This is a genomic window from Stenotrophomonas maltophilia, from assembly GCF_013464915.1.
In the GTDB taxonomy this organism is placed as follows: Bacteria; Pseudomonadota; Gammaproteobacteria; order Xanthomonadales; family Xanthomonadaceae; genus Stenotrophomonas; species Stenotrophomonas maltophilia_AT.
In genome coordinates, this window is record NZ_RAVT01000041.1 from 19289 (window position 1) to 38607 (window position 19319).

Annotated in this window: 20 protein-coding genes and 1 pseudogene; 12 read left to right on the forward strand and 9 right to left on the reverse strand. The window is 67.9% G+C overall.

Annotated features, from left to right (window positions below):
* Positions 1-207 precede the first annotated feature (207 nt).
* From mdcA to D7T59_RS14305, 9 genes are all read left to right on the forward strand, one after another.
* The gene (gene mdcA / locus D7T59_RS14265) at positions 208-1851 is read left to right on the forward strand and encodes a malonate decarboxylase subunit alpha (RefSeq protein ID WP_180852335.1); all 1644 of its coding nucleotides are present in this window, start codon (positions 208-210) and stop codon (positions 1849-1851) included.
* Between the two features lie 10 nt (positions 1852-1861).
* Positions 1862-2182 carry a malonate decarboxylase acyl carrier protein gene (gene mdcC / locus D7T59_RS14270; RefSeq protein ID WP_180852334.1) on the forward strand — a complete coding sequence of 107 codons (321 nt, stop codon included), beginning with the start codon at positions 1862-1864 and terminating at the stop codon, positions 2180-2182.
* Positions 2179-3087 (forward strand): biotin-independent malonate decarboxylase subunit beta, encoded by a 909-nt coding sequence (locus D7T59_RS14275; protein WP_180852333.1) that lies wholly within the window; start codon positions 2179-2181, stop codon positions 3085-3087. The genes mdcC and D7T59_RS14275 overlap by 4 nt, the downstream gene beginning before the upstream one ends.
* Positions 3084-3794, forward strand: a complete 711-nt coding sequence (gene mdcE, locus D7T59_RS14280) for a biotin-independent malonate decarboxylase subunit gamma (protein WP_180852332.1) — start codon at positions 3084-3086, stop codon at positions 3792-3794. The genes D7T59_RS14275 and mdcE overlap by 4 nt, the downstream gene beginning before the upstream one ends.
* The gene (mdcG, locus tag D7T59_RS14285; RefSeq protein ID WP_180852331.1) at positions 3787-4428 is read left to right on the forward strand and encodes a malonate decarboxylase holo-[acyl-carrier-protein] synthase; all 642 of its coding nucleotides are present in this window, start codon (positions 3787-3789) and stop codon (positions 4426-4428) included. Before mdcE ends, mdcG begins: the two co-directional genes overlap by 8 nt.
* On the forward strand, positions 4425-5282 hold the full coding sequence (mdcB, locus tag D7T59_RS14290) for a triphosphoribosyl-dephospho-CoA synthase MdcB (RefSeq protein ID WP_180852330.1): 858 nt from the start codon (positions 4425-4427) through the stop codon (positions 5280-5282). Before mdcG ends, mdcB begins: the two co-directional genes overlap by 4 nt.
* Positions 5279-6199 carry a malonate decarboxylase subunit epsilon gene (gene mdcH / locus D7T59_RS14295; protein WP_180852329.1) on the forward strand — a complete coding sequence of 307 codons (921 nt, stop codon included), beginning with the start codon at positions 5279-5281 and terminating at the stop codon, positions 6197-6199. Before mdcB ends, mdcH begins: the two co-directional genes overlap by 4 nt.
* A 104-nt stretch (positions 6200-6303) precedes the next feature.
* Positions 6304-7671: an SLC13 family permease gene (locus D7T59_RS14300; protein ID WP_164137313.1), complete on the forward strand. Its 1368-nt coding sequence runs from the start codon at positions 6304-6306 to the stop codon at positions 7669-7671.
* A gap of 389 nt (positions 7672-8060) precedes the next feature.
* Positions 8061-8780 carry a GntR family transcriptional regulator gene (locus D7T59_RS14305; RefSeq protein WP_164137312.1) on the forward strand — a complete coding sequence of 240 codons (720 nt, stop codon included), beginning with the start codon at positions 8061-8063 and terminating at the stop codon, positions 8778-8780.
* Between the two features lie 98 nt (positions 8781-8878).
* Here D7T59_RS14305 and D7T59_RS14310 read toward each other — a convergent pair.
* Positions 8879-9079: pseudogene (locus D7T59_RS14310) on the reverse strand (hypothetical protein); the annotation flags it as partial.
* A 151-nt stretch (positions 9080-9230) separates the two neighbouring features.
* On the opposite strand from D7T59_RS14310, the gene D7T59_RS14315 reads away from it, so the two are divergent.
* Positions 9231-10178 (forward strand): nucleoside hydrolase, encoded by a 948-nt coding sequence (locus tag D7T59_RS14315; protein ID WP_164137311.1) that lies wholly within the window; start codon positions 9231-9233, stop codon positions 10176-10178.
* Positions 10179-10182: 4 nt separating this feature from the next.
* Here the strand turns inward: D7T59_RS14315 and D7T59_RS14320 are convergent, their stop codons facing one another.
* The 8 genes from D7T59_RS14320 to D7T59_RS14355 all read right to left on the reverse strand — a co-directional run bounded on the left by D7T59_RS14320 (position 10183) and on the right by D7T59_RS14355 (position 17451).
* Positions 10183-11442, reverse strand: coding sequence for an MFS transporter (locus D7T59_RS14320; RefSeq protein WP_180852328.1), 1260 nt, complete (start codon positions 11440-11442; stop codon positions 10183-10185).
* A 78-nt stretch (positions 11443-11520) separates the two neighbouring features.
* Positions 11521-12534: a hypothetical protein gene (locus D7T59_RS14325; RefSeq protein WP_180852327.1), complete on the reverse strand. Its 1014-nt coding sequence runs from the start codon at positions 12532-12534 to the stop codon at positions 11521-11523.
* A gap of 99 nt (positions 12535-12633) precedes the next feature.
* The gene (locus tag D7T59_RS14330) at positions 12634-13023 is read right to left on the reverse strand and encodes a hypothetical protein (protein ID WP_258013091.1); all 390 of its coding nucleotides are present in this window, start codon (positions 13021-13023) and stop codon (positions 12634-12636) included.
* Between the two features lie 93 nt (positions 13024-13116).
* Entirely contained in the window at positions 13117-14253 is a 1137-nt protein-coding gene (locus D7T59_RS14335; protein WP_180852325.1) for a metallophosphoesterase, read from the reverse strand.
* Positions 14254-14408: 155 nt separating this feature from the next.
* Complete coding sequence (locus tag D7T59_RS14340) at positions 14409-15950, reverse strand: TerC family protein (protein WP_164137306.1); 1542 nt, start codon at positions 15948-15950, stop codon at positions 14409-14411.
* 43 nt (positions 15951-15993) lie between these two features.
* The gene (locus tag D7T59_RS14345; RefSeq protein WP_164137305.1) at positions 15994-16218 is read right to left on the reverse strand and encodes a helix-turn-helix domain-containing protein; all 225 of its coding nucleotides are present in this window, start codon (positions 16216-16218) and stop codon (positions 15994-15996) included.
* Positions 16218-16685 (reverse strand): DUF2975 domain-containing protein, encoded by a 468-nt coding sequence (locus tag D7T59_RS14350; RefSeq protein WP_164137322.1) that lies wholly within the window; start codon positions 16683-16685, stop codon positions 16218-16220. Before D7T59_RS14350 ends, D7T59_RS14345 begins: the two co-directional genes overlap by 1 nt.
* Before the next feature lie 184 nt (positions 16686-16869).
* A complete protein-coding gene (locus D7T59_RS14355; RefSeq protein ID WP_180852324.1) occupies positions 16870-17451 on the reverse strand; it encodes an NMCC_0638 family (lipo)protein in 582 nt (193 codons plus the stop codon).
* Positions 17452-17580: 129 nt separating this feature from the next.
* Here D7T59_RS14355 and D7T59_RS14360 point away from each other — a divergent pair, with 129 nt between their 5' ends.
* Positions 17581-17892 (forward strand): metalloregulator ArsR/SmtB family transcription factor, encoded by a 312-nt coding sequence (locus D7T59_RS14360; RefSeq protein WP_004147836.1) that lies wholly within the window; start codon positions 17581-17583, stop codon positions 17890-17892.
* 24 nt (positions 17893-17916) lie between these two features.
* A complete protein-coding gene (locus D7T59_RS14365; RefSeq protein WP_180852323.1) occupies positions 17917-19311 on the forward strand; it encodes a DUF2867 domain-containing protein in 1395 nt (464 codons plus the stop codon).
* Positions 19312-19319: the final 8 nt, after the last annotated feature.

The window sequence follows — 19319 nt, forward strand, 5'->3', positions numbered from 1 at the left end:
TCTGACCCCAGGCCGCAAGAATGGGCCCGCCTCCGCGCGGGCCCTTCTTTTGGGTAGGCGCCGACCGTTGGTCGGCATGCCATGCACCTATCCACGGATGGCGTGGATCAACTGAATACGCAACACGGAGGAATTTGCTGCACTGCGGGTTGCACTTCCCATCGTAATTATGCCGTAATTATTTCAACGCCAATCGGAAGCCGGTCGATGAACCCGAGCTGGGACACGTTGGAACGCGGCCGCCAGGCCCGCCTGGAACGGGCGGCGCCCTGGGCCCAGGGCCGCGAAGTGGCCGCCACCGATGTGGGCGAACTGCTGCACGCGCTGCTGGAGCCGGGCGACAAGGTCTGCCTGGAGGGCAACAACCAGAAGCAGGCCGACTTCCTGGCCCAGGCCCTGGCCGATCTGGACCCGGCACGGGTGCACGACCTGCACATGGTGCAGTCGGTGCTGTCGCTGCCCTCGCATCTGGATGTGTTCGAGCGCGGCATCGCCTCCAGGCTGGATTTCTCGTTCTCCGGGCCGCAGTCGGTGCGGCTGGCCAACCTGGTGGCCGAAGGCCGCATCCAGATCGGCGCCATCCACACCTACCTGGAACTGTTCGGCCGCTACTTCATCGACCTCACCCCGCGCGTGGCGCTGGTCGCCGCGCAGGCGGCCGACCGCCACGGCAACCTCTACACCGGCCCCAACACCGAAGACACGCCGGTAATCGTCGAAGCCACCGCCTTCGGTGGCGGCATCGTCATCGCCCAGGTCAACGACATCGTCGACACCCTCCCCCGCGTCGATATCCCCGCTGACTGGGTCAACTTCGTAGTGCAGGCGCCGCGCCCGAACCACATCGAACCGCTGTTCACCCGCGACCCGGCGCAAATTTCCGAGATCCAGGTGCTGATGGCGATGATGGCCATCAAGGGCATCTACGCCGAGTACGGCGTGAACCGCCTGAACCACGGCATCGGCTTCGACACCGCGGCCATCGAACTGCTGCTGCCCACCTATGCCGAATCACTGGGGCTGAAGGGAAAGATCTGCCAGCACTGGGCACTGAATCCGCACCCGGCGCTGATCCCGGCCATCGAATCGGGCTTCGTCAAATCGGTGCATTCGTTCGGTTCGGAACTGGGCATGGAGAAGTACATCGCTGCACGAAGCGATGTGTTCTTCACCGGTGCAGATGGCTCGATGCGCTCCAACCGCGCGTTCTCGCAGACCGCCGGCCTGTACGCCTGCGACATGTTCATCGGTTCCACCCTGCAGATCGACCTGCAGGGCAACAGCTCCACCGCCACCCGCGACCGCATTGCCGGCTTCGGTGGCGCGCCCAACATGGGCTCGGATGCACGCGGCCGACGCCACGCCAGCGATGCCTGGATCAAGGCCGGCCAGCAGGCCGCGCGGCCGGGCGAGATGCCGCGCGGGCGCAAGCTGGTGGTGCAGATGGTGGAGACCTTCCGCGAGCACATGGCGCCGGCCTTCGTTGAACGGCTGGATGCCTGGGAGCTGGCCGAGCGCGCGGACATGCCACTGCCGCCGGTGATGATCTACGGCGACGACGTCAGCCACGTGCTGACCGAGGAAGGCATCGCCAACCTGCTGCTGTGCCGCACGCCGGAAGAACGCGAACAGGCGATCCGCGGCGTCTCCGGCTATACCGCCGTCGGCCTGGGCCGCGACCGCGCGATGGTGGAAAACCTGCGCGACCGCGGCGTGATCCGGCGCCCTGAAGACCTTGGCATTTCGCCGCGCGATGCCAGCCGCGATCTGCTGGCCGCGCGTTCGGTGAAGGACCTGGTGCGCTGGTCGGGCGGCCTGTACGACCCGCCCAAGCGCTTCCGCAACTGGTAAGGGACAGAGCATGGAAACCCTCGACTATCGATTCGACGGCCGCACCGCCGTGCAGTTCCCACGCGATCCGGTACTGGTGGGCGTGCTGGCCTCGGGCAACCTGGAAATCCTGCTGGAACCGGCCGATCTGGACGGCGCAATGACCGTGCGCATCATCACCGCCGCGCAGGGCTTTGGCAGCATCTGGCAGGCGGTGATCGCCGATTTCGCCCAACGCCATCCGCTGCGCGATGTGCGTGTGTCGATCAACGACGCTGGCGCGACTCCGGCCGTGGTCAGCCTGCGCCTGGACCAGGCGGTGGAAACCCTGCTGGGCGGAGGCACGCCATGAGCCACGTGCAGCGCCACAGCTATTACGAAGCCGATGCACGCGAACGCATTGCCGGGCTGGTCGACGCCGGCACGTTCCGCGAATTCCTCGGCCCCGCGCGGCGGATGATGAGCCCGCACCTGGCCCAGCTGGACCAGCCGGCCGCATTCGACGATGGCATCGTGGTGGGCGAAGCCACGCTGCGCGGCAAGCGCGTGCTGCTGGCCGCGCAGCAGGGTGAATTCATGGGCGGCGGTGTGGGCGAGGTGCACGGCGCCAAGCTGACCGGGCTGCTGCGCCGCGCAGCCGAGACACGACCCGATGGCGTACTGCTGCTGCTGGACACCGGCGGTGTGCGCCTGCACGAAGCCAATGCAGGCCTGATCGCGATTTCCGAGATCATGCGCGCCACCCTGGGCGCGCGCGCGGCCGGCGTACCGGTGCTCGCACTGATCGGCAGCGGAAACGGTGCGTTCGGCGGCATGGGCATCGTCGCCCGCTGCTGCACCATGGTGATCATGTCCGAGGAAGGCCGGCTGTCGCTGTCCGGCCCGGAAGTGATCGAGACCGTGCGTGGGGTGGAAGAGTTCGACTCACGCGACCGTGCCCTGGTCTGGCGCGTCACCGGTGGCAAGCACCGCTACCTGATCGATCAGGCGCAGGTGCTGGTGCCCGACACCATCGAAGCCTTCGCCCGCGCCGCCGCTGATGCCCTGCAGGCCGACGCCGCCAGCCGCGATACCGACACCGCACTGAGCGCGCTGCAGGCCCGCCACGCCGCGTTGAAGGCACGCGTGCAGGCCTGGGGCGACTGCCGCGATGGACTGGAGATCTGGGCCCGCCAGGGCATCGCCGAACCCGAGCGCCTGCCGCTGCTGGACACCGACGCCTTCCTCGCCGCCACCGCCGACCGGAGCCTGCCATGACCGCCCCGCTGCAGACCCTGCTGGACGCCCTGTTCCCGCGCGGGCACCGCATCGACGTGCGCGATTCGGTGCTGGCCGGCACCGCCACCACCGAGGATGGCGAGGTGACGGTGATCGGCACCACCGACCGCATCGAGGTCGGCGTCGACCACGCATTGGCCCTGGCCGAGAGCGTGCTTGCCAGCACCGCCGCGCACCCGCAGCGGCCGATCGTGATGCTGGCCGACACCGCCGGCCAGCGACTGGCACGCCGCGACGAACTGCTGGGCATCAACGGCTGTTTCGCCCACCTCGCGCAGACCCTCGACTTGGCCCGCCGTCGTGGCGCGCGCCTGGTCACGCTGGTCTACGGCGAATCGGTGAGCGGCGGCTTCCTGTCTTTCGGCCTGATGGCCGACCATATCCACGCCCTGCCCGATGCACAGGTGCGGGTGATGGACCTGCGTGCGATGGCGCGGGTGACCAAGCAACCGCTGGAAAAGCTGCAGGCGCTCAGCCAGAGCTCGCCGGTGTTCGCACCGGGCGTGGCCAACTACGTTGCCATGGGGGCGGTCGAGTCGCTGTGGGACGGCGACCTCGCCCAGCACCTGCTGCAGGCGCTGCGCACGCCCAGCGACGGCGATCTGCGCGCAGCGCGCGGCGCCGAGCGCGGCGGGCGTGCACTGGCAGCGGATGTCAGCACTGCGGTAGCCCGCGGCGATGCCTGACCGGCCCGCCCGCCACACGCTGGTCTGGCTGTCGGCCCACGCTGACTGGCGCGCCGACGTGGCCGCGCAGGAACCGCGCCTGACCGCGTGGTTCGCGCAGGGGCTGCCGGCCATGGTGGCGCGGCGTGCCGTGGATGATCCCGACCCACGGCTGCGCCTGGGCGTGCCGCTGCCGCCGAGCGAAGGCAAGCAGCGCCTGGCCCTGCGCGTGCCGCTGCACGATGTGCTGCGCCAGCAGCCGCCGCCGACGCTGGAAGCCATCCTCACTACCGGCGTCGCCAACGACTGGCAGGCCGCGCTGCACGCCATCGCGCGCCTTGCACCGGCCCGCGTGTTCGGTGCCTTCGCCTGGCAACACCTGAGCGGCCTGCCCTACGTGCATGCCGCATCGGACATCGACCTGCTGTGGCAGGTGGAGGCCACCGCGCAGGCCGATGCGCTGGTCACGCGCCTGCAGGGCTGGGAACGCGAGCACGGCCGCCGGGTGGACGGCGAACTCTGCCTGGCAGACGGCGGCGCGGTGAACTGGCGCGAATACGCCGGTGGCAGCCGCCAGGTGCTGGTCAAGCGCCTGGAAGGCGCCGCGCTGGAAGCGCGCGAGCGCCTGTTTGTCGCCACCGGAGTGGCCGCATGAACGCCCTTGCGCAGGTTGCTCCGCTGCGTGCGCGTCCTGTCGACAGCGCGCGCCTGGGCCGCCTGGCCATCGCCAGCCTGCATGCGGAACTGGCCTGCGCACCCAAGCCGGGGCTGGTCACGCCGTTCGATACCGGCAGCCATGTCGACATGGATGCCGGTACCTTCCTGCGCAGCCTGTTCGCGCTGCGCCACTACTTCACCGACGTGGCACGTGCCGGTGCAGCCGACGCGCCGTTCAGCACCCTGCGCGGACACGGCATCGCCGCCGAAGCCGCGATGCTGCGCGCAACCGGGGGCATCAACACCCATCGCGGCGCCATCTTCAGCCTGGGCCTGCTGGTCGCCGCTGCCGCACGCTGCCGCCGCCAGCACGGGCACGCCGCCTCCGCCGCGCAGGTCTGCCTGGCCGTGCAGCACTGGGCCGGTGATTTCGCCGCCGCGCCGTTGGACGCGTCCAGCCCGGGCCAGCGCGCGCGTGCGCGCCACGGCGTGCCGGGCGTGCGCGAACAGGCTGCCGCCGGTTACCCGCTGCTGCGCGACCTCGCCGTCCCCACCCTGCGGCACGCCCTGCGCCAAGGGCTGCCGCGTGATGCAGCGATGTGCCAGACCCTGATGCAGCTGATCGCACAGGTCGACGATCTCAACCTGCTGCACCGGGGTGGCGCCGACGGCCTGGCCTGGGCGCAGCAGCAGGCGCGCCGCTTCATCGTGGCGGGCGGTGCCTTCGCACCCGGCTGGCAGGCACGCCTGCGCGGCATCGGCGCAAGCTTCGTCGCCCGTCGCCTGAGCCCTGGCGGCAGTGCCGATCTGCTGGCCTGCAGTTGGTTCCTGCTGCAGCAGGAGGGCGCGTGAGCCTGGCCCTGCTCTGCCCCGGACAAGGTGCGCAGCACGCGGCGATGTTCGACCGTGTGCGCGAGCTGCCCGCAGCGCACGATGTCCTGCAGGCGGCCAGCACGGTGCTCGCTCGTGACGTCTTCGCAGCAGCCACCGACCAAGCGCGCTTCGACAATGCGCTGGCACAACCGCTGCTGTGCGCGGCCACACTGGCGCACTGGCAGGCCCTGCGCGAGGCACTGCCGGCGCCCGTGGTCGTGGCCGGCTACAGCATTGGTGAGCTGGCCGCGCATGCCATTGCCGGCAGCTTCGATACCGCAACCTGCCTGGCCCTGGCCGCCCAGCGTGCAGGGTTGATGGATGCCGCCAGCCCTGCCGATGCGGGCCTGCAGGCGGTGCTGGGACTGTCACGCGACAGGCTGCAGCCGCTGTGCGTTGCACACGATGCGCACATCGCCATCGCCAACGGCACCGATCATTTCATCGTCGGCGGCACGCAGGCGTCGCTGCAGGCGCTGGCCGATGCCGCACGCATGCAGGGTGCAGACATCCGTCCGCTGCCGGTGCACGTTCCTGCGCACACACCGCTGCTGGCATCGGCGGTAGCACCGTTTGCTGCGGCGCTTGATGCCTCTGCGCTGCAGGCCCCGCGCCTGCCGCTGCTGGCCGGTATCGATGCACGGCCGGTACGTGATCGCGCGGCAGCGGTGCACACCCTGTCGGCACAGCTGGCCCAGACCATCGAGTGGGCGCAGGTGATGCGCCAGGCCTTCGAGCGCGGCGCGCGGGTGTTCCTGCAGCTGGGCCCGGGCAATGCACTGGCGCGCATGGTCGCGCCGTCCTACCCATGCTGTGAAGTGCGCGCGGTGGAAGAGTTCCAGAGCCTGGACGGCGCCGCGGCATGGGTCCGCAGCGCGCTGGAGCGGCTGCAGTAACGGGTTCGAGCAGTACGTATCACGCAACACGCAGTACGTCGCCTTACCCCGGGATGGCGGGTCTCCATCCGCGCTGTACGTGAGTCACGTGTCTGGGAGGGCGCATGAGTCCACAAATCGCAACGATCATCGGTCTGGTGATCATGTTCATCGTCGCCACGGCGATGCCGATCAACATGGGAGCTGTCGCCTTCGCGCTGGCCTTCATCATCGGCGGGCTGTGGGTCGACATGGGGGGCAAGGAGGTCCTGGCCGGATTTCCCGGCGATCTGTTCCTGACCCTGGTCGGCATCACCTACCTGTTCGCCATTGCGCAGAAGAACGGCACCATCGACCTGCTGGTGCACTGGGCGGTGAAAGCCGTGCGCGGCCATATCGTGGCGATTCCGTGGGTGATGTTCATCATCACCGCGGTCCTCACCGCCTTCGGCGCACTCGGCCCCGCCGCGGTGGCGATCATCGGGCCGGTCGCGCTGCGCTTTGCCAAGCAGTACAACATCAACCCGCTGATGATGGGCCTGCTGGTGATCCACGGTGCGCAGGCGGGCGGCTTCTCGCCGATCAGCGTGTACGGCAGCATCACCAACGGCGTGGTGCAGAAAGCCGGGCTGGAAGTGACCGAAATGGCGGTGTTCCTCACCAGTCTCGGCTTCAACTTCATGATGGCCACGATCTGCTTCTTCGCCTTCGGTGGCATCGCCCTGCTGCGGCGTGGCTCCATCACCGCGGCCGGAACCATCGGCAATGCGGAACTTGCGATGGCCGGTGGCCCGCAGGCATCGTCACGCCAGTTCGCCATCGAAGGCCATGGCGCCCTGGTCGCGGCAGGCGGCGGCACACTCAGCAATGATCCGGCAGCACTGGATGCGGTGAACCTGACCCGTGAGCGCCTGTTCACCCTGATCGGCCTGCTGGGCCTGGGCGTGGCCGCGCTGATCTACAACCTCAACGTCGGCCTGGTCTCGATCACCGTCGCGGTGGCGCTGGCGCTGTTGTCGCCGCAGAGCCAGAAGGGTGCGGTCGATGGCATCAGCTGGTCCACCGTGCTGCTGATCTGTGGCGTGGTGACCTACATCGGTGTGCTGGAACATGCCGGCGCGGTGGATTTCATCGGCAACGGTGTCTCCGACATCGGCATCCCGCTGCTGGGCGCACTGCTGGTCTGCTACGTCGGCGGCATCGTCTCCGCATTCGCTTCGTCGGCCGCAGTGCTGGGCGCCACGATTCCGCTGGCGGTGCCGTTCCTGATGCAGGGGCACCTCAGCGCGGCCGGCGTGATCTGTGCACTGGCAGTGTCGTCCACCATCGTCGATGTCAGCCCGTTCTCGACCAATGGCGCCCTGGTGGTGGCATCGGCGGCGAAGGAAGAGCGCGAAACCCTGTTCCGCCGCTTCCTGGTCTACAGCGGGCTGGTGGTGGCGCTGGGGCCGCTGCTGGCCTGGCTGGTGTTCGTGGTACCGGGCTGGATGTGAGTATGTGAGCAGGTGCGTGGGGCGCCGGACCATTCCGGCGCCCTGCAAGCGGGTTAGCGTCGACTGGGTAGAGTCGACTGTTAGTCGACTGCTCTTCGCGCGACCGCCGAAAACCCTCGCGCTGCGCGCGATAGTCGACTGGGTAGAGTCGACTGTTAGTCGACTGCTCTTCGCGCGACCTCCGAAACCCCCCGCGCTGCGCGCGATAGTCGACTGGGTAGAGTCGACTGTTAGTCGACTGCTCTTCGCGCGACCTCCGAAAACCCCCGCGCTGCGCGCGATAGTCGACTAACAGTCGACTCTACCCAGCCGTTTCCCCCAACCCGCTTCCCCCCTCGGTTTCCGCCCGGATTACAGGTCCCACGCAGGGAGGCAGTACACTTTCCACCATGGCCATCGCTCCTGCCCCGCGCTCCCCGAAGAAGCGAGCCCCTCTGTATGAAGAGGTGGCCGAACACGTGCGCGAGCGCATCTACGATTACCGGCTGCCGCCGGGCGAGTGGATCGACGAGCCCGCGCTGTGCGAAGAACTGGGCATCAGCCGCACGCCGCTGCGCGAAGCACTGAAGCTGCTGGCCGCCGAAGGCCTGGTGCAGATCGACGCCGGTCGTGGCGCGCGGGTCACCCGGCTCACCCTGGAGGATCTCAACCAGCTGTTCCCGGTGATGGCGATGCTGGAAGGGCGCTGCGCGCATGAGGCGGTCCGGCATATCGATGATGCTGGGGTACAGCAGCTGGAAGACCTGCATGCGGCGATGGAAACCGCTGCGGCCGAGGGCAACATCGCCGAGTACTACCGCAACAACTACCTCATCCACGAAACCGTGCAGCACTATGCCGGCAACCCGTGGCTGATCCGCATCACCCACGACCTGCACCGCATCCTGAAGATGCACCGTGGCCGCCAGTTGCTGACCCCGGGCCGTACCGCCCAGTCGCTGGCCGAGCACCGCGAACTGATGGAGTGTTTCCGCAGGCGTGATGCCGCTGCCGCCGAACGCACCATGGAGCGCCACCTGCTCAGCCAGGGCCAGGCGCTGGCCGCCTATGTCGCGGCAGGCGGATTGTTGAACGTGCCGGCGCCGCTGCCGACCGAAGGCGGCGGTTGAGCTGATGAGATTGCCGGCCAGCGGCCGGCACTACCAGGACGTGACCTCGGCGGGGTAGTGCCGGCCGCWGGCCGGCACCCAGGAACGTCCCATCAATCGCCGTCCCCCCGGCGACCCGAGCCATTGGCCGTGGCCACCGCCATGCACAGGACCGCACCGACCAGCGGCAGCAGCCAGACCAGCAGCAGCTGTCCCGCCCGGCCGCCCGCCGACAGGCTGTCCCCTCTGACGATGACCACCGTGGCCACCACGTTCAGGCCCAGCACCAGCAGGATCAGCAGAAGGGCGAGGATCAGCATGCGGCAGCTCCGTGCCTGGACGTGGGGGCATTATGGCCCGCCGCCCCGGCATTGGCCCTGCCTGTCATGAAGATGGGACAATGTAGGGCGCGCCGGCCTGCCCCAGGCCGCCGGCGCCCCCCGCACCACACGGAAGAAGAAGAACAACAACATGCTGAAAGTCATTTTCGATACCGACCCGGGCGTCGACGACGCCCTGGCGCTGCTGTACCTGCACAAGCACCCGCAGATCGACCTGATCGGCGTCACCACCACCTTCGGCAATGCCTCGGTGGAGTCGACCACGCACAACGCGCTGTACCTGAAGCAGGCCTGGGGCTTTGCCGCCCCGGTCGCGCGCGGCGCTGCTGGCCCGCTGCAGCCGGAAGCCACCCCGGAAGCCTGGCCGGTGCACATCCACGGCCACAACGGCCTGGGCAACCACCCGGTGCCGGCGCAGTTGGACGTGGCCGCCGACACGCGCTCGGCCGCGCAGCTGATCATCGACCTGGTCCGCGCCCATCCGGGCGAAGTGACCCTGGTCGCGGTCGGCCGCATGACCAACCTGGCCCTGGCCCTGCAGCAGGCACCGGACATCGCCGGCCTGGTGCGCGGCGTGGTGCTCATGGGCGGCGCCTTCCACGTCAACGGCAACATCACCCCGGCCGCCGAGGCCAACATCTGGGGCGATGCCGAAGCAGCCGATGTGGTGTTCACCACCGATTGGCCGGTCACCGCGATCGGCCTGGACGTGACCACCCGCGTGGAAATGGACCGTGACGGCCTGGACACGCTGGCCGCCCTCGGCGGCGCCGACGCCGAGCTGGTCCGTGCGCTGTCGCAGGACTACGTGGACTTCTACCTGCAGGCCGGGCACAAGGGCATGGTGGTGCACGACTGCTGTGCCTGCATCGCGCTGACCCGTCCGGAGCTGTTCCAGTTCGAGCGCGCCAGCGTGCGCGTGGCCACCGACGGCGTTGCCCGTGGCATGACCATTCCCAAGCCGGAAGGCATGGGCTTCGGCCCCAGCGTGTGGGATGGCCACGTGCTGCAATCGGTCGCCATCGGCGTGGATGCGGCCGCGGTACTGGCCGACATCGAGCAGACCCTGAAGGTCTGATCGGCTAGCGTCTGGCCCTGCCCGGGACGGTCTCGGGCAGGGTCCACAGCACCGGCAGCACCAGTACCGCCACCAGCGCGATCATCGCACCCGGCGCCGCCGCCCAGCCGCTGCGTTCCACCCACCATTGCGCCAACCACGGTGTCGCACCGCCGAACACTGCCGTGGCCATGGTCACGCCCAGTGCCAGCCCGCTGACCCGGCCTTCGCCCGGGAACTGCTCGGCCGTGGCCGGCGCCGCCACCGCGCTTACACCACCGGCCACGCAGGCCAGCAGCACCGCCGCCAGCGCGATGCCCCACACCGAGGCCTGCGCCATCCACGCGAACAGCGACAGCGGCAGCAGCGCCGCCAGCACGGTCAGGCCCAGCAGCATCGGCCGCCGCCCGACGCGGTCGGACAATGCGCCACACAGCGGCGTGATCGCAATCACCGCCACCGCCGCAATCGTCGACAACCACAGCGCATCACCTTCGTCGTGGCCCTGCGCATGCAGGAATGCCGGCACATAGGTGATGCCCACGTAATAGGTGATCGAACCCAGCGCCGAGATCGCGAAGGTACGCGCCACCGCAGCAGGATGGTTGCGCAGCACATGCCGCAGCGGCGTGGCGGGAATGCTGCCCTCACGGCGCTGGCGCTCGAATTCCGGCGATTCGTGCATGCCCGAGCGCGCAACCAGGATCACCAGTGCCAGTGCGGCGCCGACGAAGAACGGAATGCGCCAGCCCCAGCTGTCCAGCTGCGCGGTGGACAGCAGCGCGACAGTGAGCGCGGAAATCGCCACCGCCAGCAGCGCGCCCACTTCACTGGCCGCCGAAGCGAGCGAGGTCACCAGGCCACGTCGCCGCACCGGCGCGCTTTCCAGCAGATACGCCACCACACCGGTGTACTCACCACCTACCGAAAACGCCATCACGCAGCGCAATACCAGCAGCAGCACGCCCGCCGTGGTGCCTGCCGTGGCCGCTGTCGGCAGCAGCGCAGTGGCCAGCATCGCCGCTGCCATCAGGGCCATCGATGCCAGCAGCATCCAGCGCCGGCCCAGCCGGTCCCCCAGGTGGCCGAAGCACAGTGCGCCCAGCGGGCGCATCAGGTAGGACACCGCGAAGCCGGCCAGGGTGACCAGCAGCGCCTGCTCGCCACCGCCGAAGAACACGCGCGACAAGACCGTGGCGAAGTACAGGTACAGGGTGAAGTCGTACCACTCCACCACCGTGGACAGGCCCGCCACCCACATCGAGCGCTGCCGCGCCGCGGTCATTGCGTGTTCGCCTTCAACAGCCTCGTTCCCGTGGGTGCAGGTTCGAAGCAGGGTGGCATGGCCGGGGTGAAATGCCGGTCATCGGCCATCCATCGGCTGCATGTACTGGGTTTCATGGCCGGTGAAACGCTCGCCGTCAAAGCCGAAGCAGAAGCGGCCTTCCTCGAACACGCGGTAGACCAGCAACGCACCATTGAGGCAGAACTGCTGCTGGTCCACGCCCGTTTCCAGCGTCCCGTAGCCGGTGGCACCTCCGCCCTTCCCCGCCGGCCCGGTAAAGGCATCGAACGGCAGTGGCGTCGCCCTGCCCGTGCGGGTATCGACCAGCACCAACGTGCGCTGGAAATACTCGGGACGATCATCGACCTGTACCAGCAGATAATGCTGGTTGAAATTGGGCTTCTGGTGCTGGAGCGCGTCTTCGATGGCTGCCCGGTGCTGCGCATCGCAGAAATCGACCGGGCTGTAGCGGTAGCTGCAACCGTCATGGTCGTAGGGCAGGTTCATGCCGGAATAGCTGACGCTGCCCTGGCTCCCCGCATCGTCCCCCGGTTCGGGCGTGCTGCACAGCAGCCACGAACGCTGCGCATCCTCCGGGTCGGCCAACAGCTTCGGCTCACGGCCCGCTTCGTAAGCCGCGCCACCCGGGAAGTCCTGCCCCAGGTGCTGGCGGGCGATTGAACGCGCCTTCTCCAACGGCAAGGCAATCCTGGCCCCACGGAACGAGACGAACGTCATCGTCGGCAGGATCACCTCTTCCACCGGCAATCCCTTCCATTGCCCACCCGTGCAGAACGTGGCGATCTCATTCTCTTCGTCCACCTTGCAGGGTTTCGGCGCATTCGCGGCCAGCCAGGGATGGGCCGGGCGATCGGTCTGAAGGTCGATGTACCAGCCGTCCAGCGCGCAGCTCGGCAGCGCATCGAGCAGCGGAGAGAGGTCTTCTGCGGTGGCCGGGGCGGCAAGCGGTGTGCCCGCTGCGGGTGCCCCGGTCGCCGCATCCGTTGTGCGCTGGCATGCCGCCAGCGCGAGTAGACCAACCAGCAGCGCGACGTGGCGCGGACGCCGGATTGAATGATGCGCTCCCTGCATTGCGTACTTCCTGGTTTCAGAACCCAGTGCAGATGATCGCCGATCCGGGGCCGGCTGGGACGCTGGGTGCTGCGCGACCTCCACGCATGGCGTGGAGCTCTACCCGGTGTACTGGCTTGCTGCCCTGTAAGCGGCGTAGGCATCGAGGATCTTCTGCATCCGGGCCTGCTGCTTCGCGCCCATCGGCACCCGCTGCACGCGCTTCAGCAGCGTCTTCCACATGTATCCGGAACGGAAGAAGTAGGGCCGCACCTCAAGGAAGGTCAGCACGACATCCACCGTATCCGGATCCTGCTCAGCCAGTTGCTTCAGTGCATTGGCGTAGCCACCCGGGAACGCGAGCTGTTCATAGCGTTGGCTGTATTCCGCGCAGGCTGCCGCATGCCGCTGCATTTGTTCCGGGCCACGCCAGCGTGTACCCGCGGTATCGCGGATCACCTGGCGGAGCCGGTTGATCTCATCGGCATTGGCGCGGATCAGGCCTTCCATCGGGGCTCGGGGATGGGCCATGGTTCCTTCCATGTGGTTTGTCAGGGGTCAGATCCCTTTCCCTGCGGGAAAGGGATCTGACCCCACTTCAGGTCACGGCGCGCGGCGCAGCGTCACCAGGGTGATCTCCGACGGTACGCCGATGCGTGCCGGAAAACCCGCCCAGAGGCCTGCACCATTGCTCACGTACAGGGTCATCCCGTCCACCTCGTAGCGACCGGAGACATAGCCGCCGTTGGCCCGCTTCACCAGCTGGTCCATGCCGATGATCTGCCCGCCGTGGGTATGCCCGGACAACTGCAGCTTCACACCGCGCGCGGCGGCCTCGCTCGCATTGCGAGGGCGATGATCGAGCAGGATCACTGGGGCGGAGGGATCGACACCGGCCAGCGCGGCTTGGAGATCCGGCAACGGCAGGCCGTAGCGCGCCGCCACCGGGTCGGTGACACCGGCGATGGTCAGCGCCGCATCACCGCGTCGTACCTGCAGATGACTGTTCTCCAGCACCTGCATGTGCAGCGCGCGGAACGCCTGCATCCAGTCCTGGTACTGCGCGTAGTACTCGTGGTTGCCGGTGATGGCGATGACGCCATCCGGCGCCTGCAGGTCGGCCAACGGACGCGCGTCGTCGCGACGGGCCTCGACACTGCCGTCGATCAGATCGCCAGTGATTACGATCAGGTCCGGCTTCAGCGCATTGCTCTCCTCCACCACCCTGCGCACCCAGTCGCCGGTCAGCAGGCGGCTGGCATGGATGTCGGTCAGCTGCAGCACGCGATAGCCGTCGAACGCGGCCGGCAACCCGGCGATGCTCACCTCGATCTGCCTGGGCTTGGGCACCGCCATGCCCTGGCTGACGCCATAGGCGCTGACCAGCACAGCCAGGATGCCGGCCACAGGCCTGAGCTTCGATGCGCGCAGGGCCGATACCATGCGCGGCCAACGCAGCAGGCGTGAAAACAGCAGGCCGGCATCCAGCACCAGCATCATCAGCGCCAGCATCAACACTGCAGTGGAGCCGGTAGCCAGCATGGCGATGGCCATCTTCGGGATTTCCGGCGACGCCATCGAGCCCCAGAAGGTGGCCACGATGCGCAGCTGCACGGCCACGGCCACCAGCAGCAGCGACAGCACGACCTTCATCCAGATGGGCATGCGCAGTGGCCAGAACAGGCGCCAGGCCACATACAGGCCCATCAACAAACCGATCGTACTCAGCACTGCAACCATCCGGGAAGGAAAACGGGCCCGCCATGGTGACGGCTGCAGGCCGTGTTGTGTAGAGCCGGGCCGATGCTCGGCTGCCCGGGATGTAGAGCCGAGCCTGCGCTCGGCTTCTCAGAATGCAGCCGAGCATGGGCTCGGCTCTACAAGGCACGCGGCGGCTATGGCGCCGCGTCCACGCGCTCCACCCGCAGCCGCGTGATGCGGCGCTTCTCCATCGCAAGCACGGTGATGCGCACACCGGCCACGTCCACCGCATCACCGATGTCCGGCAGGCGACCCAACTGCTCCAGTACCAGTCCGGAGATGGTCATGTAGTCGGCACTGCGCGGCAGCGACACGCCGGCCAGGCGCTGCAGGTCGTCCAGGGTCAACGCACCATCGGCCTCCCATTGGTCTTCCCCCTGCGCGACCACGCCATAGCGTTCGTCCTGGGTATCGACCAGATCACCGGCAATCGCCGCCAGCAGATCGTTGGCCGTCACCAGGCCTTCCACGCTGCCGTACTCGTCCACCGCCACCGCCAACGGCACCGGATGCTGGCGGATCAGCTCCAGCGCCTGAAGTGCACTGGCGCTGGACAGCACGTACTGCGGCTCGCGCAGGTTGCCTTCCAGCTGCAGCGGCTTGCCCTGCAACAGGTCCGCCAGCAGGTCGCGGCTCTGCACCACGCCGCGCAGGCTGTCCAGGTCACCATCGCCGACCAGCAGGCGGGTGTGTGGCGACGCCACCAGACGCGCCACCACATCGTCCTGTCCACGCGCCAGGTCGATCCACTGCACGTCGGCGCGCACGGTCATCACGCTCGACACCGGGCGATCGGCCAGGCCCAGTACGCTGCGGATCATTTCGTGCTCGGCCGGCTGCAGGCGTTCCCCTGCATCCACAGGTTCGTCCGCGCCCTCGTCGTCGTGGCCATTGGCCGGACGTGCGCCGAGCATCCGCAGCACAGCATCCGCAGTGCGCTGGCGGAACGGCTGGCGGCGCTCGTTGCGCTCGCGGTTGAAGCGTACCCACTGGTTGAACGCTTCAACCAGGATCGAGAAGGCGATGGCCGCGTACAGGTAGCCCTTCGGAATCTTGTAGCCCAGGCCCTCGGCCACCAGGCTGAAACCGATCATCAGCAGGAAGCCCAGGCACAGCACCACCACCGTGGGATGCTTGTTCACGAAGCGGGTCAGCGGCTTGCTGGCCACCAGCATCAGCGCCATCGCGATGGTCACCGCGGCGTACATCACGCCCAGGTTGTCGACCATGCCGACCGCGGTGATCACCGAGTCCAGCGAGAACACCGCGTCGAGCACCACGATCTGTGCCACGACCATCGCGAAGCTGGCGTAGACCTTCTTGCCATTGTCCTCATGCTGGCGGCCTTCCAGCCGCTCATGCAGTTCCATGGTGCCCTTGAACAGCAGGAACAGGCCGCCACCCAGCAGGATAAGGTCGCGCCCGGAGAAACTGTGGTCGAACAGCGTCAACAGCGGTTCTGTCAGTTTCATGATCCACGCAAGCGCCGCCAGCAGCACCAGCCGCATCAGCAGGGCCAGCGCCAGGCCGATCACGCGCGCGCGGTCGCGCTGGTGCGGCGGAAGCTTGTCGGCAAGGATCGCGATGAACACCAGGTTGTCGATGCCGAGAACGATCTCCAGCACGACCAGGGTTGCAAGGCCCATCCATATCGAGGGGTCAGCCAACCATTCCATTTCAGGTCCGTTTCGTCAGTAGGTAAGGGAACAGGGAAAGCACTCAGTCAGCGTCCTGTGCCAGCGTCGGGTCATGCCCGAGCAGGTCGCCGGGCGTGCACTGCAGCTCGCGGCAGATCGCATCAAGCGTGGAAAAGCGGATGGCGCGCGCCTTGCCGGTTTTCAGGATCGACAGGTTGGCCAGGGTGATGTCGATGCGCCCGGCCAGCTCGGACAGGGTCATGCCCCGTTCCTGCAGCATGCGGTCCAGGGTGATGACGATCGCCATCAGATGACACCATCGAGGTCATCGCGCATCGCCGCACCCACGGCAAACACGCGTGCCAGTACGAACAGCATCAGCACCGCGACCAGGCCGGTGATCGACATGCCGCCGCCCACCTCCATCCAGGTGAAGTCCGGGCCCATCCAGGCGGCGTAGGCGCCGATCAGGATCGACAGCAGCTCCATCGACAGCATCAGCCAGGCCATGCGCTGCAGCCGCTGTGCATTGGCGTGGGTGAATGGCCGCTCGCGGGCCGCCGACTTCAGCAGCCGCAGCAGATGGCGCAGGAACAGCAGGCACAGCACCAGCAGCGCGATGATCGCGCCCAGGCCCAGGCAGAAGTGCAGGAACAGATCATTGCCATGCGCGGCGGCGGCCGCAGCGTCATGCACGCTGTCGAGCAGCCAGCGACGGTCGTGGGCGACCAGCGGCACCGCCAGCAGTGCGGCCAGGATGCCCAGCCAGCACATCGCCCGGACGGCCTGTACGGCGGCCTGGGCCAGGGTGAACAGGCCTCGCGCGGGTCTGGCGCGGGCGGGACGAGCGGTCAAGCAGCCTCCGGTGTTGGGGTGGCCTCGCCGCCCCGGGGTGGATTTATCGATAAACGATATATCACATGCCGCGTGAAAGGCTGAACCGCAAGCGTGGCCCCTGTCAGGGCCCGGGCGCGCCCTGCTCCAGCATCGCTTCACCCGGCGTCGCCGAGGCCATCGCCTGCACGCCAGCATCGGCAGCCTGCCGCGTGACCAGGCGGAAGCGCACCTGCAGCGTGGCCTGCCCCGGCGTGGCCCAGCCGTACTGGATGGCCACCTGATCGGCCGACAGTGGCCCATGCCCTGGCAGCGATCGCACCTGCAACGGCTTCGGTGCGGCCTGCACCAACCGGGCAAATCCCTTCTGCACGACCGCCGCGTCGGCCTTTTCGGCGTAGACCGTACACGTGCCATCGTCAGCCCAGCTCACCGCATAGCGGCCACTGGCCAGAGGCACCATCCAGGCCACGCCCGGTTGCCCCTGCAACAGCGTCGCGGCTTCGGCGGGCTGCAGCGGCGACAGCCCATTGGATTCCATCAGCGACTGCAACCGTGCCGGGGCACCGATGTGCTGCATGCAGGCGGTGTCGAACAGCTCGCTGAAGGGATCCTGCGCCGGAGCCTTGGCCTTGGGAATACGCGCGGGTTGCGCCACCGCCAGGGTGGGCAGCAGGGCCAGGGCCAGCCAGAACACAGGACGCATCGGGATTCCACGCTACGGAAAACAGCAGGGAGGATGGCAAAGCCCGGGCATGCCGCGCAACGGGACATGGCTTGACAGCCGCCACCGGCGGGAGGAGTATCAGTTAACGAATTAGTTAATTAGCTCGCCATGGACCGTATTTTCGAAGCCCTCGCCTCCACCGCCCGCCGGCAGATCCTGGCCTATCTCAGCGCCGGCGAACTCAGTGCGGGCGAGCTGGCCGAGCGCTTCGACTTCAGCAAGCCGGCACTGTCCAGCCATCTGCGCATCCTCGAGGAAGCCGGCCTGATCGAACGCGAGAAGCGAGGCCAGTTCGTGTACTTCCGGCAGGTGCCCGACCGTTTGGCCAACACGTTGTTTTCGTGGGCGGCCGAAGTCTGCCCGGTCGGTGGCCCGCTCAAGCGCGAAGCACGCGCACGCCGCAAGTCCCCTGCACGCTGATCCACTCTGCCAAGGAGCATGACGATGCCTGGTTCGACCCGCGACCGCCATTCGTTCCCAGGGGTACAGCTTCCAGCGCTGGACGGTGGCAGCCCGACCGAAGTCACGTTGATCGCACAGCTCGGCATCGGCGCCGGTGATGCGCTGGTGACCGACGCCAGCCAGCGCCAGCGCCACCACCCGGCCTTCATCGATGCGCTGGACGAGCCTTCGGCGCGACTGGGCGGCATGCATCTGCAACAAGGCGATGCCTCCTCGCTGTACAGCTTCACCGTCGGTGCCGGCGGCCACCCGTTTCATCGCCATGCCGGACCGCGCATGTTCACCGCCATTGCCGGCAGCGCCGGTGCCGAACTGCGCTTCGCCACCGCGTCCGACGCGCAGCTGGCAGGAGATCCCGGTGTCTTCGCGCGCACGCTGCGGCGCATCCGCATACCACCGGATTGCCTGTTCACCGTGCGCTTCGGCGGTGGCACCTGGCACCAGTTCGCATCGAACCATCGCGCGCACCCCGCGCTGTTCGCGTTGTCCTGCCACAGCAATGAACTGGCCGGCGCAATGAGCCCGCAGGCCCGTGCACAGGCGCAGCACAATGCCGCCGATATCCCCAGCCTGACCGAGGTACTGCCCGATGTGCACTGGCCATCGGCCACCACGCTCGCGGCAGCGCCGCTGCTGCAACTGTCGCTGCAGGCAGCGCCGCCCAGCCTGAGTGCCCAGCTGTGCGCGCGTACCCGCGCCCTGCTCGGTCCGCTGCGTCGGATTCCACTGCGGCCACTACGCGGGTTCGTCGAACGCGCTACACCGGCCTATCCCGTCCATTCAGAGGCCGTCGCCAATCACGGCCTTCTGCCTGCGGCCCTGCCGCACAGCCACTACCAGGACCAGACCACGCTGCGCCTGGACAGCGCGCAGGTCGCGCACCATTCCGCGTCGGCGCTGCTGGCCGATGTACTGGACGGCTTCCTGCGCAATCCCCCCACCGGCGTGGGCCACCTGATGGCGCTGCGTAACCGTCTCGTGGCGCCGTTGCGGCTGCGTACGTCGCCGCTCGGCTGCCCGGTATCGTCACTGCTGTCGACTGATCGCAGCCGGTTGTTCGCCGGCCGCTATCCAGTGCTGGATTCGCGCGTCGATACAGAAGATGACTGTGCCGAAGTGCTGCTCGGCGCCGACGATCGCCATCTGCGTTTCCGCAGCAGCGTACGGGTACAGCGCTGTGCCGATGGCCATATCGAGATCAGCCTCGGCTCACGGGTGCAGACCCTCAATGCGTTCGGCCGCATCTACATGGGGCTGATCGATGCCGCACACCGGCACTACGTCGCTCCGGCACTGCTGCGCCGTGCGGTGGAGCATGCGCTGGCGCCGGAACTGGCTGATCTCGATGCGTGGGCCGCGCGCCCGGTGCACTGGTGATGCCGGCC